Source organism: Levilactobacillus suantsaii (assembly GCF_004115745.1).
GTDB lineage: Bacteria > Bacillota > Bacilli > Lactobacillales > Lactobacillaceae > Levilactobacillus > Levilactobacillus suantsaii.
The window spans coordinates 1-14827 of the sequence record NZ_QXIL01000034.1; the positions used below are offsets into that span (position 1 = coordinate 1).

General features: G+C 54.4%; 11 protein-coding genes and 1 pseudogene. 3 read left to right on the top strand and 9 right to left on the bottom strand.

The genetic code is table 11. The features are described from left to right. A pseudogene (locus DXH47_RS10800) lies at window positions 1-1021 on the bottom strand (ABC transporter permease); the annotation flags it as partial. A 10-nt stretch (window positions 1022-1031) separates the two neighbouring features. After that, on the bottom strand, window positions 1032-1733 hold the full coding sequence (locus DXH47_RS10805) for an ABC transporter ATP-binding protein (protein ID WP_129033323.1): 702 nt from the start codon (window positions 1731-1733) through the stop codon (window positions 1032-1034). A 230-nt stretch (window positions 1734-1963) separates the two neighbouring features. Between DXH47_RS10805 and DXH47_RS10810 the strand changes: the two genes are divergently transcribed. After that, complete coding sequence (locus DXH47_RS10810; protein WP_129033324.1) at window positions 1964-3085, top strand: family 20 glycosylhydrolase; 1122 nt, start codon at window positions 1964-1966, stop codon at window positions 3083-3085. A 97-nt stretch (window positions 3086-3182) separates the two neighbouring features. Beyond that, entirely contained in the window at window positions 3183-4184 is a 1002-nt protein-coding gene (locus tag DXH47_RS10815) for a choloylglycine hydrolase family protein (protein WP_129033325.1), read from the top strand. 104 nt (window positions 4185-4288) lie between these two features. Here DXH47_RS10815 and DXH47_RS10820 read toward each other — a convergent pair whose 3' ends face one another. Continuing rightward, a complete protein-coding gene (locus tag DXH47_RS10820; protein WP_170955018.1) occupies window positions 4289-6796 on the bottom strand; it encodes a MucBP domain-containing protein in 2508 nt (835 codons plus the stop codon). A gap of 402 nt (window positions 6797-7198) precedes the next feature. Between DXH47_RS10820 and DXH47_RS10825 the strand changes: the two genes are divergently transcribed. After that, window positions 7199-7759 (top strand): hypothetical protein, encoded by a 561-nt coding sequence (locus DXH47_RS10825; RefSeq protein WP_129033327.1) that lies wholly within the window; start codon window positions 7199-7201, stop codon window positions 7757-7759. Window positions 7760-7880: 121 nt separating this feature from the next. Here DXH47_RS10825 and DXH47_RS10830 read toward each other — a convergent pair whose 3' ends face one another. The 6 genes from DXH47_RS10830 to DXH47_RS10855 all read right to left on the bottom strand — a co-directional run bounded on the left by DXH47_RS10830 (window position 7881) and on the right by DXH47_RS10855 (window position 14464). Next, window positions 7881-8756 carry an aldo/keto reductase gene (locus DXH47_RS10830; protein WP_129033328.1) on the bottom strand — a complete coding sequence of 292 codons (876 nt, stop codon included), beginning with the start codon at window positions 8754-8756 and terminating at the stop codon, window positions 7881-7883. Window positions 8757-8948: 192 nt separating this feature from the next. After that, window positions 8949-9245, bottom strand: coding sequence for a hypothetical protein (locus tag DXH47_RS10835; protein ID WP_129033329.1), 297 nt, complete (start codon window positions 9243-9245; stop codon window positions 8949-8951). Continuing rightward, complete coding sequence (locus DXH47_RS10840) at window positions 9242-10687, bottom strand: phosphatase PAP2 family protein (protein WP_129033330.1); 1446 nt, start codon at window positions 10685-10687, stop codon at window positions 9242-9244. Before DXH47_RS10840 ends, DXH47_RS10835 begins: the two co-directional genes overlap by 4 nt. A 230-nt stretch (window positions 10688-10917) precedes the next feature. Next, entirely contained in the window at window positions 10918-12432 is a 1515-nt protein-coding gene (locus DXH47_RS10845) for an MFS transporter (RefSeq protein WP_129033331.1), read from the bottom strand. Between the two features lie 98 nt (window positions 12433-12530). Beyond that, a complete protein-coding gene (locus DXH47_RS10850) occupies window positions 12531-12977 on the bottom strand; it encodes a hypothetical protein (protein ID WP_129033332.1) in 447 nt (148 codons plus the stop codon). Beyond that, a complete protein-coding gene (locus DXH47_RS10855; RefSeq protein ID WP_129033333.1) occupies window positions 12974-14464 on the bottom strand; it encodes a Y-family DNA polymerase in 1491 nt (496 codons plus the stop codon). Before DXH47_RS10855 ends, DXH47_RS10850 begins: the two co-directional genes overlap by 4 nt. Window positions 14465-14827: the final 363 nt, after the last annotated feature.

Below are 14827 nucleotides of genomic sequence, written 5' to 3' on the forward strand. Positions count from 1 at the left end.
TCGCGATGAAGAAGAGTGGAAAGACCGTCGATAAGGCCACCACGCGTTGGGTGTTCTCATGGTATTCAGTGTACCCCGGGTTGTCACTACGGTCCGTGTAGAGGTAGGTCGCCTTGGGGATGGCCTCGACCTTAGCCTGGGCCTTTTTCAGTTGGGCACTCAGCTTAGTCACGGCCGTTTGGGTCGTTGGTAACTGTTGGCGTAAACCGGCCAACTGTTGCTTCAACGGCGCTAATTTTTTCGTGGCTTGCCGCTGTAACTGTTGCTGACGCTTCTTCGCCTGTGGCGCTAACCACGCCTTCAACTTTTTGGTATTCTCGCGGTTGAGCCGCTTGTACTTCGCCGAATACGGCGTTACGTGTTGCAGGTTCTTGAAGCCCACGTCAAACCGCGTGGTCGTGCGCGACTTCAAGGTGCCTGGCCGGACGTAAGCCAGGTAATCCAAGGTCCCCTTGCCCACGGTGGTCACGCCGCGGTCCGTATTTTCCACGTACCGTGGTGACTTTACGAAGCCTACGATTTTAAACGTTCGTCGGGTCAATTTCTTATTGGTTTTGGCCGTGCTGACGATGTGGTAAGCCGAACCCACCTTGAGTTTGGGCTCAAGTTGCTTAGCCTGCGCGTCCAACACGATTTCGTTGGCTTTGCGCGGCAAGCGCCCCTGGGTCACGGTCAACTGGTCCAGCTTCTGAGTCGTTGGTAGTTCGGTGACCCGGATCACCCGGTTGTTATTCAGCTGGGTCAGATCCAAGTACCGCACGGCCTGATAAGTCAGTTGGTCACTGTGTTTAGCCAAAACCTTCTTGTCACTAGCCGTCAAGCCCAGCGTCGATTGCACGCTGTTGGTCGCCAGCTTCTGCGTCCGGTAATAATCCGTCGCGGCCTGCGACATATCCGGGCCGGTCGCCCGAATCCCGGTGTAAAAGGCCACCCCTAAGAAAATAATCAAGATAATCGACACGAAGCGGGCCTTCGACCGCCAAATCTCACGTAAAATTGCTTTTAAATAGGTCTTTGTCATTGGCGTTCACCTACCACGTAATCTCGTCTAATGGCGTCGGGTGGGCGTTCGGCGTCACGGACTGAATCTGAGCGTCGTTAATGCGAATGACCAGGTCCCCCATCTGGGCGATGGCACTGTTATGGGTCACGATGATGACCGTGGTCTGCGTCTGTTGGGCGGCGTCTTGAATCACCCGCAAGACTTGTTTCCCCGTCTTGTAATCCAACGCGCCGGTCGGCTCATCACACAACAACAATTTCGGCTTCTTGGCGACCGCCCGGGCGATGGCCACCCGTTGCTGTTCGCCCCCGGAGAGTTGGGCCGGGAAGTTCTGTGCCCGTTGACTCAACCCCACCAGCTCCAAGGTCTCCGACACGTCGCGGGCGTCCTGGGTAATCTGTGACGACAGTTCGACGTTTTCTCGGGCCGTTAAATTGGAAATCAGGTTGTAAAACTGAAACACGAAGCCCACCGCTTGTCGCCGGTAGGTCGTCAATTGCTTGGTCGAGAATTTGGCGATGTCGGTGCCGTCGATCAACACTTCACCACTGGTCGGCGTATCCATCCCCCCTAAAATGTTTAACAGGGTTGATTTACCGGCTCCACTAGGTCCTAAAATCGTGACCACGTTCCCGCGTTCCACTTCAAACGACAGGTCCCGGTTGGCCACCGTCGTTTGGGTGCCACTCCGAAACTCGCGCGTCACGTGCCGCACTTCAATATATGCCACGAACAATCCTCCTTTAATGTATCCGCTAACATTTAATCCCGGACCAACACCTGCGCTTGATCCGGACAATTCTTTTCTATTTTAGCACGTTTACGGGTGCTCTCACCGGGCGATTACCCGCGACATCTCGCAAGCTTACGGCGTGATTTGCGTAATCAAAACCAAATGGTTTCTAAATCCGCAATTAGCTTGTATATTTAAAGTCAAAGCAGTTGTGGGGAGGGAGTTTTATGCGTCGTCTTGGCATTATTTTCATTGTTTTTCTGGCCAGTTGTCTGGCCCTCAATAGCGGTCCCCAACGCGCACAAGCCGCGCCGCAACAAACGGGACTCATCTTGGACGCCGCGCGCCAATACTATTCGGTGACCACGCTCAAACGCTTCATCCGCGAGGTCCACGTGGGCGGGGGCCGATTTTTACAGCTCCACCTCACGGATGATACCCGTTTCGGCCTTGAAAACGCCCACTTGGGCCAGACCGTCAAAGCCGCCCGTAAGAAGGGCCAGGTCTACTACAACCGCCGCAACAGGTTGGCCTTTTTAAGCAAGGCCCAGTTGAAAACGTTGGTCGCTTACGGCCATAAACATAGCGTCGAGGTCATCCCCGAGATCGACACCCCGGGACACACCCGCGCACTGATCCAGTTGTTACGAGTATCGAGTCCAGCCAACCGCAAACTGGCGACCCGCATCGCGGCGCACCACGAACTGAACCTCCACGCCAAGGAAACGTTGCCGTTCGTTAAACGCCTGCTGGGCGAATACGTGGGTCTGTTGCGGCCGGGGCAACACCTGGCCATCGGTGGCGACGAGTACAGTAGCGCCGCCCAACCTAATCAACCCAACACCGTGACTTACACCAACGGGTTGAGCCACTACCTGCGGCAACATCACTTGAAAACCATGATGTGGAATGACGGCTTGATGCGTGCCGACTTGCCGCACCTCGACCACCATATTCTGGTGACCTACTGGAGTTACGACGGCGAAAGCGCTAGTGCCAAGCTGTCCCGGCAACGCCGCCGGTTACGGGCCACCTTGCCCCAGCTCAACGCGGCTGGCTTTCAGACCATCAACGCCAACTTTTGGTACCTCTACGTGATCACCCAGCCTAAGACCTTCACCACAGCCAATCGAACTTACTGGCAACGTGATTTGAAGACCAACTGGACGCCCCAGATTTGGGACAAGACCAACCAGTCGGCCCGCGCCACTAGCCCTAACAACCTCGGTTCGGCCATTTCCATCTGGGGCGATGGGAAGAAGACCTATTCGCAAAAGCAGGTCTACCGCCTGACCCGGCCCTTCTTGACCACCTATTTCACGATGACGCGGACCACACCGTTCAAATAATAAACTAACTATGTCCCACATTAATCATGTAATCACTCACTATTTCAATCGATTGGCCTTAAACTAGACCTAATTCAGAAGAAACGAGATGATTCACATGTGCACCAGCTTAACCTATACCAACAGTCGTGGGGACCACTTCCTAGATCGAACCATGGACTTCGACCTCGACTTTGACGCGCGCATCATGGTCATGCCCCGCCACTATACCGTCGCAGGGGACGCCGGAACCTACACCACGCAGTACGGCTTTGTCGGCGCCGGCCGGCAACTCGACCACGAGATGTACAGTGACGGGGTCAACGAACACGGCTTAGCCATCGCCGCGTTGTATTTCCCTAGTAACGTGCAATACCTGGAGGACACGCCAGCCGACAAACTCGGCATCGCGCCGCAAGACTTCGTAGCCTGGGCTTTGGGCAACGCCAGCAGTCTGACCGACCTGGCGGCTAAGGTCCAACAGGTCGCCTTGATCGACGTGCCTACCGAAATGCTGGGCGGCACGCCACCCCTGCACTTTATCGTCAGCGACCGCACCGGCCAGACTAAACTGCTCGAACCAACGAGTGGCGATTTGCATTTAATCGACGACCCGGTCGGCGTGATGACCAATTCACCGCGGCTTGACTGGCACCTGCAAAACCTCAGCACCTATGGCACCCTGACCAATCAGGAACGGCCCTTAGCCCCATTGATGGGCAAGACGCTCAAGACCCAGGGCCCGGGGACCGGCGCATTAGGGTTGCCTGGTGATTTCACCTCGCCATCCCGGTTCATCCGGACCACCTTTTTAAAGAACTACGCGGACCAGACCACCACGATTCCGGGGTCCTTGAATCTCTTACAACACCTGCTTAATGCGGTGACGATTCCTAAAGGCGTCAAATTAAAAGACGATGGTCACAGCGATTACACCCAGTACCGCGGTTACATGAGCCTCACCGATTTGGCCTACTACCTGGAACCTTACGACAACCAGGTCCTCCAGGGCGTCACGCTTTCTGACGACTTGCTAGACAATCTGACCGAACCCACGGAGTACCCGATTACCCACGCCGTGCACCTGCAGGATTTGACCGCGACCCAACCGTCGAAATAACCAGCTGCATGAAAAACTAAAGGCAACTTACACCAGCCGTGATTGGTTGGCGTAAGTTGCCTTTTATTGTGATTTGCGAAGCTAATGCTTCTGAAAAAGACCCATCATAGTTTCCGTCGGCGCCACCCAAGGCGGCCCAACAAACCGGTCAATAGCGCCAGACCAGCCGCAATTACGCCAGTCGAAGACTTTTCGTTGGTCTGGGGTAAGGTCGTGGTTGGCGTTGTGGCTTGGCGTGTGGCCGGTACGGTGGCGGTGCCTTTAGCGATTGTGACCGTCGCACCAGCCCCGGCCGTGGTCAAACCTGGCCGCTGAGGGCCAGCCGTCATTTGACCCGGTCCTCCCTGGTTACCACTGCCCCCGGTGCTCCCACCGGGTCCCGGCTGCGGAACGGTCGGGGTCGGTGGAGTTGGCGGTGTCGGTTCTTCGGGAGTGCCTTCATCTCCGCCACCACCGGTACTGAGTTTGACATAAACATAGGTGACCGTTTGCGGGTCATGGGTGTAGGTCCCCGTCGCGTTGGTCGGTTCTCCCAGAACCTCGTAGCCCGAGATTGTCGCCGCTTCGGTGCTATAAGGCGTCCCTACCGTGCCACTCAACGTGGTCGTGGCCCGTAACGGCGTGCCTTTTTGGTCGACGTAGTGCACCGTGACGGTTCCCGTTTCGACTGGGGGTTCCACGACCCCCGGATCCTCAGCTTGATAAGTGTAAACCACGTCGCTGTTTTCCGTCGTGTACACCCCACTCGCGTTGGCGGGCGTGCCGGTCAGTTTGTAACCTGGAATCGTTGCCGCTTCGGTGGTATAAGCCTCGCCTAGCTTACCGCTTAAGACCAGGGGGTCGCGCAACACTTTGCGCGTGTTATCGACGTAATGGACCGTGACGGTACTTTGCGCCTGAGTTTCGGCCTCGTACGTGTAAGTCACCACTTGCGGATCTACCGCGTAGGTCCCACTCGGTGCGGCGCCGGTAGTGGCATGCAAGACGTACCCCGGTAGCGTCAGCGCTTCGGTGGTATAGGGGTCGCCGACCAAATGGGTCCCATCGGCGTTCAACACCACGTCCTCAGCTAATTTTTCACCCTGGGTATCTTGATGTTGCGCCGTGACCGTGGCGGCCGGCGCGGCCAAATCGTAGGGTTGAATCACGTAGAAATAGGGACTCGCACCCTCGAGATAGGTCCCAGTCAAATAGTAATGCTGATCGACCGGTTCCAAATCGATGTTGGGCTGATCTGGCAAGGCGGTGATGGGTTGTCCCGGGTCTTGAATCGTGTTGTAGTCGACCCCACCATCGCTGGTCGAAACCGGATTGCCGCCCGTATAGTAGGCCTTGTACACGTATCGTCCCGTATTCACGTTAACCCGGACCGGGACCAAGATTCTCTGGCGGCCAGTTAACGGACCAACGCTCCCATCGCGTAGCTTGTACCCGCCGGCCAGGTGTGCTGTCCGAGTCACCTCATTGACCCGGACTCGTGGCAGATAGATGACCTGTTGCCCCCCGGAAAAGGACTTGAACTGGTGGTCTTTGAGACTCGAAAAGTCCCCGATGTAATTGAAATTGAGTCCCAATTCGGTCAGTTTGGTGAGCCCGGCCAACGGCGTGATGTCTTCAATCCGGTTCCCCGAAAGGTGCAGACCCGTCAAGTTCTTCAAGCTCGCAAACGGGCTGATATCCACAATGTCGCCGAAATAGGCCGTGTCGACTCGGGACTGGAGCATCAAATAATCCAAGTTGACCGCGTACTGTAACCCTTCTAACGAGTATGGTGTGTGGCCATCGATATAGGTATCATCGCCGGCCACTAAACGGGTCAATAATGCCATATCCGCTTGGGTGATGTCGTCCACGCTGGTCCAGGTCTGCCCGGGATTGTTGCGCTGTAAGGTTTGTAAGATGATTTTCTGCAACCGGGTATTGGGAAGCCACTCGTCGATTGAGTTGGGTTCACTGGCCAGCGTATCAGCTAATTCGTCCACCACGGCATTCGCGGCGGATACCTTGACCGGCCGGGTTGCCCCGACCCGCCGCGTAGGCCGCAAGGCGGCCGTGGTCCCACTTGGTTGCGCGTCCACTTTTTGTGCCGCTTGAGCCGCCTCCTGGGCCATTAAAACGGCGGGCGAAACGCTGGATGGAGCCGCGGAACTAGCCGCACTCATAGGGGGTGTGACGGTCGTCGGTACTGTGGTCGTATCCGGCGTTGACGTCGCGGCCGGCGATGGTGCTAGTGCGTTCTCTGGCGGGTCGCTAGTTACCGGCGTAAATGCCGGTACGGCGGCGATGGTAGCCGCGACGGGCGTCTGTAAGGCGCTGGAACTTGTATCTGCACCTGCGCCTGACGCTGCCGCGGAACTACCGGGTGCCGCCGAACCGGACCCCGTTGTTTCTTTTTCCGCTGGGCTAGTCGTAGGCGCTAACGTCACTTGGGACGCTGAAGTGGCGGCTTGTGACCCCGACATAACACTTTGATTCGGTGTTGGGGTCGCCATAGCTGGTGGCGTTGCCGCGTGAGCGTTGCCTCCCAGCAACGTTAAGGTCAACGCCGTAGCCCCCGCGACCAACCACCGAGTAGTCCCCCGCCGATTAACACTCTTGACCCTTGTTTTCATGTTCATGATCCCCTTTGATGTCCTTCATTAACTGTTCACCACTCATGATTGATTTCAGTATATCATTAATAGGGATAACCAGCGATATAATGAACCGTCAGGTAATTGATGGTTTAACCTATCCCTCTTTTAAAGAGCGTAAAAAAGCGTTGATCGCAGAGTTTTAATGGCTTAAATGGAATTGACTAATTTCATTATGTCTAGTTGATAAATTATCTAAATGGTTTATAAATATGTTAATAGATAGCCGCTAACCATGTGATAATTTTATTCAAATGCCCACTGGCCAATTTCAACTGTTTTCTAAAATATTCAATCAATTGTAAGCAATTAAATTGGTTAACAGGTAACGGGTGGCGTATACTTAAGGTGCTCAACCAATTTCTGAAGGAGGAACTTACCATGACGAAAAAATACATCGCTCAAATCGTGCCGTTAAACGCCGAAAAGATTGGTACTCAGGCCCACGGTGAGGCAACTTTTGAACAGGATGACAACACTTTAAAGATCAAGATTGAAATGTTCGATACCCCGGCCAACACCCAACATTGGGAACACTTCCATGGTTTCCCTGACGGCCAAGACGCCCAAATTGCCACGATGGCTCAAGACGCCAACCAGGACGGCTTCGTCGACTTACCCGAAACGGAAGCCGTTTCCGGAACGACTATGGTGCCCTTCGATAACGCGCCCCACAAGATGAACGTCCCTAACGACAACTACCCCGTTTCGGACGCGGACGGTCACTTTGCTTATCAAATCGAAGTCCCTCTGGCCGACCTTCAGGCCAAGTTCCACGAAGTTTTTGGAACGGACGACCTCGACCTCGACAAGCGGGTTATTTACATTCATGGTGTGGCTCAAGACCTCGACTTACCGGACACCGTTGCCGGTGAAGTCGGCCACTACGATGCTCACGTGACTCTCCCCATCGCGGTCGGTAAAATCAAAGCCGCCGACTAATTGACTTCAATAATCTACTGAGGTGTTGCCAGAACTTACGGGTAACACCCTTTTCGTGCCACAATAAAGGACCGCTAGTCGCAATGACTGGCGGTCCTATTTGAGTAACTTTTAATTTGACTTACTTTTTAGTGCTTAATTCACTGAGGTCGTTGAAGTCGGCTGTCGATAAGTCGACGTTTGCGGCCGCAACATTGTCCGCCAAGTGATCCACGGAACTGGTCCCAGGGATTGGGATAATGTTGTCCGACCGCTTGAGTAACCAAGCCAATGCGATTTGAGCGGGACTGACGTTGTACTTCTTGGCAATCGTGCTCAAAACGCTCCCGGACTTCGCCAATTCACCGGTAGCCAGTGGGAACCATGGTAAGAAGGCCATGTTTTGGTCCGCCGCGTAGTCGACCACGTCATCATCGTGGTGGTCCGAAACGTTATAGAGGTTTTCGATTGCGTCAATCTTGGCAACCTTTTGGGCTTCCTTGATTTGGTCCACGGAAACTTGGCTCAAACCGATGTGCTTGATTTTACCTTCGTCTTGGAGTTTCTTCAATTCACCCACTTGATCTGCAATCGAGAAGTGTGAATCGATTCGGTGCAAGAAGACTAAATCTTCATGGTCGATGCCCAAGGTCATCATGGAAACTTCGACCTGTTGGCGCAGGTAGTTAGGTTCACCATGTGGCGTCCAGACGTCAGGGCCTTGCCGGGTTTGACCGACCTTATCCGAAATAAAGATCTGGTCCCGGTTAGCAGCGCCCTTCAAGCCCGCTGCCAAATACCGGTCGGCAAACCATGGGCCGTAAGAATCGGCCGTATCAAAGAAGTTGATGCCGTAATCCAGAGCCTTTTGAACGACCTGGATGCCCTTTTCCGGTTCTGCATACGGGCCCCAAGTGCCAGGTCCCGTCAATTGCATGGTCCCGTAACCTAACCGGTTGACCTTAAACGTGTCATCAAAAGCGTACGTTCCTGCATTTGCTGCATTAATCGTTGCCATTCAATCGCTTCCTCAATAGTTGTTTATCAATTCAGATAACAAACTTAGTTTACCCCTACCCGACAAACAGTCAAATATTTCACCTGTCACGGGATTGGACACCCACCACAATCGTAACTAACCGTAAAATGTCTCAGTAATCAGTCACTCGATTACTGAGACATTCACATTATTTTAGGTGAGTTACTGGTTTTATCGCCGCACCAGTTCCAGCTTATGCGCGGTGTACTTCACGTGATACCCCTTCGGTAAGCCCTGAACGTGGGCAAACTTGCCGTGGCGACTACCAAAGGTCACTAAGACGTGCCGGCCATTGAGCCCTTTAACGTGGGTCAGTCGTAAAGTCCCAGCTAAGCGCGCTTTACCGTGGATCTTCAACGCCGTGCCCCGGGTCACCGTCAACGCCAGCGTCCCGCGCTGAGTTTGCTGGTAGCCCTTGGCCAATTTAACGGGTGCCGTAGTAGTCAGCGTTCCCGCTTGGACCTTCAATTGTCCTTGACCAGCCGCGGTCGCCGTACCCAGTTGTAGTTCTCACCTTGGTTGACTTGCAGGCCACCGGTGAAGTGGTTGTGCCCATCTAGCGTCAAGGAACCCGTGCCTTGCTTGATAAGCTTTCCCTTCCCGGTCAGGTCATTTTTCCAAGTGTCCTTGGCATTGAACCCACCGCGAGCGGCGTCCATGGTCACCTTCGTAGTTTCCGGTAAGGCCCCGTAGCCGTTAGCAGCCGAGAAGAGGTCCAAGCGGCCCCAACCTTCGGCATCGTCTAAGACGGGGTAACCCGAAGGCAGTTCCGTCGTCGCCAAAGCAATGCGGCGTTGGCGTTGACTGAGGTAAGGTAACCGTGTGGCCAAGAGGACTTCAGCGCCCTTTGGGACCCGGGGGCCAATCTTGGTATCGCCAATTTGAGGCAGGCCGTAAGTCATCCGGTAACGATAATTACGTTGGTTAGTTTGGTAATTGGCAAAGTCGTCATCGTTCTTGTTCACTAACGGGCTCTTCAAGAGATCCGCTGAATGGGCTTCATCGTAGGCTTGCTTCATCAACGTCTGGTTTGTCGGGTCATTTAAGACACTGGCTGTGACAGCCGTTCCGAACATCCGGCTCCCCATCACGGCGAGCGGGGTGTGCCGCCCGGCTAATAACCGGTCATAGCCAATTTCGGAGGACCGGGTTAGGGATTGTTGGAACCGTTCCGGAACCGCGTAAGCAAAGACTTCCCCGGTCTCAAAGGCGCCGCTAGCGTGACCACTCGGGAAGTCGTAGTCGTCCTGGGGCGCATCATGCATCACGTTGACTAAATACGGGTTGGGCAGAACATGTTGCGGGTCTTGGCGGTAAGGTCGAATGAATTTAAAGAAATGTTTTGGCACACCCGTAGCCCCGTATTTCCGGGCCTTTTCGACCAATTGGACCATGGCGCCCAGCTTTGATTCTGGGTCTGCCCACTTGACCTTGGAATACGGGGTCTTCCCAGGTTGCGGTTGGGCTGGTACATCGTAGTAGTCCGTCTTAGCCCCGGCATTTTGGATAAACGCCTGGGCGTAAGGGCCTAAACCGGAAATCGAATTGTACATCAGAACCCGGCGGTCGGTCAGATACGACCGCTTGATCTCGGCTGCCGACCGTGTTTGGGTCGCTTTGGCCGTCACCGCGATGGCTTTGGCAATCATGTCGGGGTCCTTTTGGCCTGCCGTGGGTGACCAGAGCTTATCAAAGGTGTACAGCAAGCCAAATGAGGGGTTCGTCGTAATCGTTTGGTTGGCCTTCACGTTGTTTTGGTAAGTCTCAACGTAGTACCCGTAACTGGCCGCGTGCGGCGCAATCATGCGCGACACAGCCGTGGTCTTGGCCTGGGCAACTGGGGTCATCAGGGGAAACAGGACCAAGGCCGTCGCCAGCGTGGCCCCTAACCGGTGCTTCATTCGTTTCATCAAATCTTCCTCCCTATTCCGTATGGTCAGTGCATTAACTTGGTACCAGTGACTAGTGTAAGCTATCAAGGCCCGTAATTGGGGGCCTTTACGAACTCTGTACCGTTCCCTGATGAAACCTTTACCTGCTTATAAATCCGTTAATTATGGGGACTATCCGCACGTTACAAAAAATCCTCTGAGGACTGGTCACTGACCAGTCCTCAGAGGACCGCTTTAAGCTTTAACGATTAAGCCGGATGTTGTTGATGTTGCCGTTCCACGACCGGGGCACGGTGTTGCCGAAGCAACAAGTAACCCAGTAACAAGACGATGACCAGAACTAAAATCAAGGCCATGATCATGATGTGGTGCATCCCATTGAACAAAATTGTCCGCATCTGCGGTAACAGACTGACCGGCAAGCTCCCCGCCGTTTGCGAGTTGCTCAATTTATTGAGCATGTTCATCGTGATTTCACCCGAATGAGCCTTGACGCCAGCCATTAAAGCTTGATTCAAGATGACCCCGTAAATCGACGACATGAAGGTTTGACTCAAGATTCGGACCAGGTAGGCAAACGACGTGGCAATCGGCACGTCACGGGTGCTAACGTCACTTTGGACGGCCACCTGCAGGGTCGTGAAGCAGACCCCGATGCCGAAGCCGTTAAAGGCGCCCATCACCAATAAGAAAGTGTAGCTGGCGGTTTGGGCCACCAGGCTCATCCCCACGAAGGTAATCAAGAACGTCGCCGTTCCCAGAGCCAAAACTTGGTAGCGTCCTAAATGGACCTGGGTCACTGGGGCTAATTCCGACCCCAAGAAGTTCGCAATCGACCCGGGAATCTGGGTCATCCCGCCAATCAACGCACTAAGGCCCATGATGCCCTGGGCCCACATCGGCACGTAGATGTTGAAGGCCACAAACGAGCCCCACAGAAAGGCAAAGATGATTAAATCGATTACTAATTTCGAATTATGGAACAGTCGGTTAGGCACGATGGGATCCTTAACGCGATTTTCCACGCCGTGCATCCGCCAAAGTAAGGCCAACCCCAACAGAATGAAGAGCGCGGTCAACCAGATTGAGGCGGTCCCCAAGAGCTGAATCCCAATCAAGATGGCGACTAATCCGAGTACCATCAAGATAGCGCCTTGGTAATCCACGGGGGCCCGGTTCAACGCCAGGTTGCTCTTGAAGAACAAGCCAACGATTAATACGGATAGTGCCGCCAGCGGTAAGTTGAGGTAAAAGACCCAGTGCCAGCTAAAGGCATCGACAATCCAGCCCCCAATCAGTGGCCCAATAATCGACGCGGTACTGAAACTCGCCGACGTGATGCCGATGACCTGCGCGCGTCGTTTCAAGTTGCTAAACAGTTGCGCGTAGATGATGAACGGAATCGTGCTCATCCCGCCGGCACCAATCCCCATGACGCCTCTGGCAATGATGAACCAGGCGACGTTCGGGGCCAGCCCCTGAAACAGCGCTCCCACGGCGAAGACCGTGGTCGTGGTAATGTAGGCAAACTTATTGCCGTGACGTTCCCCAAACTTACTCCATAACGGTGTCGCGACCGCCATCCCTAGTAGGAAGATGGCCACAATCCAGCCCATGTACTGGATGCCGTGTAAGTCGCTGACAATCGCGGGGAGGGCGGTGTTGACAATCGTCGCATCCAGCCCCGCCATTGCGTTAGATAAGAGTAACGCACACGTAACCAAAATCTTACGCTCTCGACTCACGAAAACCTCTTCCTTCATTTATGTAATTTTGATGATAAGTTACTACTTAGAATACTAGAACTCCCTTCTATTCGTTGTCAATAACCTAACGCCGCGGCCTCCAAATTAAAACGGTTTCACAATTTAGGCGGGTCACATCGGTGAATTGCCTGCAACGTGGTGCGAGGGATTTCTTGACCGGTCGTGAGAATGACCGCCTGACTGGTTATAGCTTTAATCCGCACCGTGGCGGTGTGTGATGCACCCGTTTCCGGGTCAAAGTAGGTCGCTTCGACCCAGGGGCGTTGGGCCAAAACCGGTTGTAACGCCCGCAACTGCCGGTGACAGGCGGCCGCCAGTTCGGCGGGTAATTCGGCGCGGTCGCGTACCGTTTGGGCGCTTTGATCCAATAGCTCGGTGTACCCACTCAACGCCGCAAACGGCGCAAACTGTGCGGCCCGTTCCGCTGGCGTCATTTGCGGGTGGTTTTTCGAGACCGGCCGCGGGTGGCCCATGATGTCGCGGTAGGCACTGGTATCATTGAATAATTGTTCGGCTAATTTTCGCTTGCTGTCGCGACTCATGCTTGATGGCCCCCAATCTCGTGATTCCGCTTTTTAAACGTCGCCCCGTCCAAAAGATCAGTAGCCCGCATGATAGCGTCCTTACCGAAACGGTCCTGGACCTGTAAAATGGATTCCTGCACACGACGCTCACGGTGCCGAGCTGCTGCGTCCGGCACTGCCGGTGTGGTGGTCGGGCCAAACAGTGCTAACTGTTCACTGTACGGCGCTGCTGCAGCCGTTTCCGCGACCACGTGACCGACACTTACGGTGACTTTCCGAATTTTATAATGTGGATTAACCTGGCGCCGATAGATAACGGTCACGGCACGTTTCAGCGCCGTGGTCAACGAGGTTGGCACCTGCAAATTGTAACTGCCGTGGGCCGGCTTGGGGACCGTCCGCCCGTAGAAGTCATGCGTCACAGCTGCTCCACTCGCCGGCCGGCCGTGCGCGTCATAGGCCACGGTCAAGACCACTTGGTCACAGACTTGCTGGCGCTTGACCAGTTCCAAGGACAGGCCGTCCACCATCTCTCGGACTACTAACTCCCCTTGTTGGTAATCGTAAGGAGTTGGCAAGACTTGGCCCGAACCGATACTGTGGGTACTTGGCTGATACTGTTTGATGTCAGCCAGCGTCGCCGATTCGTAACCCCAAGCGTGGTCAATAATCAGTTCGGCGACGCGGCCAAACTCCTGATAGAGGGTCTCTTCGTTGCGCGTTGCCGTGGCGGCTCCCAGCGAACACCGGGCGATGTCGCCCATCGTATGGAGCCCTAATTTTTCCAAGCGACGGGCATACCCGCGACCAATCCGCCAAAAATCGGTCAACGGCTGGTGGGCCCAGAGATACTTGCGGTAACTCCGCTCATTCAACTTAGCGATGCGCACCCCATCTTGGTCGGCGGGAATCTTCTTGGCCACGATATCCATCGCAACTTTTGCCAAATACAGGTTCGTGCCAATCCCCGCGGTCGCTGGTATCCTGGTCTGGCGCTGGACGTCTTGAATCATCCGCTTGGCTAAATCACGCGCCGAGAGGTGGTAAAGTTTCAGATACGCTGTGACGTCCATGAAGACCTCATCGATGGAATAGACGTGGATCTGTTCCGGCGCCACGTAATGTAGATAGATTTGATAGATCTGGTCACTGATCCTGAGGTAATAGGCCATTCGAGGTTGGGCCACTAAGTAGTCCAGCTTGAATTCTGGATGTTGTAAGAGGTCCTGCCGTACCGTCGACGACTTTGTTAAACGGCCATGATGGGCTACCGCACGTTGCTGGTTCAAGGTGGCGACTTGCTGTTCTACTTCAAACAACTGTGGCCGTCCCGGTAACCCGAAGCGTTTCAAAGCTGGTGACACAGCCAGACAAATGGTCTTGTCCGTGCGCCGCGGATCCGCCACTACCAGGTTGGTGTTCAACGGATCCAGTCCGCGAGCGGCACACTCCGCCGACGCGTAAAACGACTTCAAATCAATTGCAATGTATACCCGCTGGCCCATCTTGGTCCCTCCATTCTTCAAGTTGCCTTTAGTATACGCGATTTCAGCTAGGGGAACAAGCGTTCTGATTTAGTTTTAAGTTTTGGTAACACTCGGGGCTGGACTTCCTTTTTGATTGACTTCCCTGAACGGCCATGCGATACTAGTTCCTGGTGCCAAACCACGGTGGGGGTACGCGATCGGCGCGTTAGCGTTCAGAAGGTCGCCGCACCTCACCACGAGCTCCGCGTTTACGCGCGGAGTTTTTTTATCCGACGAATTGTCAAATCAAGTGTAACTTTTTACCGAAGAAAACTTCAGATGGTGTCTTCCAGCCTAAGACCTTACGGGGGCGATTATTTAAATTCCTGACAAACTTCGCGA

What these genes read in the sequence shown, in the direction of transcription:
- DXH47_RS10840 (WP_129033330.1), bottom strand. Translation starts at nt 10,687, where the DNA reads ATGAAACGAATGAAGCACCGGTTAGGGGCCACGCTGGCGACGGCCTTG.
- DXH47_RS10820 (WP_170955018.1), bottom strand. Translation starts at nt 6,796, where the DNA reads ATGAAAACAAGGGTCAAGAGTGTTAATCGGCGGGGGACTACTCGGTGG.
- DXH47_RS10810 (WP_129033324.1), top strand. Translation starts at nt 1,964, where the DNA reads ATGCGTCGTCTTGGCATTATTTTCATTGTTTTTCTGGCCAGTTGTCTG.
- DXH47_RS10845 (WP_129033331.1), bottom strand. Translation starts at nt 12,432, where the DNA reads ATGAAGGAAGAGGTTTTCGTGAGTCGAGAGCGTAAGATTTTGGTTACG.
- DXH47_RS10830 (WP_129033328.1), bottom strand. Translation starts at nt 8,756, where the DNA reads ATGGCAACGATTAATGCAGCAAATGCAGGAACGTACGCTTTTGATGAC.
- DXH47_RS10825 (WP_129033327.1), top strand. Translation starts at nt 7,199, where the DNA reads ATGACGAAAAAATACATCGCTCAAATCGTGCCGTTAAACGCCGAAAAG.
- DXH47_RS10815 (WP_129033325.1), top strand. Translation starts at nt 3,183, where the DNA reads ATGTGCACCAGCTTAACCTATACCAACAGTCGTGGGGACCACTTCCTA.
- DXH47_RS10855 (WP_129033333.1), bottom strand. Translation starts at nt 14,464, where the DNA reads ATGGGCCAGCGGGTATACATTGCAATTGATTTGAAGTCGTTTTACGCG.
- DXH47_RS10850 (WP_129033332.1), bottom strand. Translation starts at nt 12,977, where the DNA reads ATGAGTCGCGACAGCAAGCGAAAATTAGCCGAACAATTATTCAATGAT.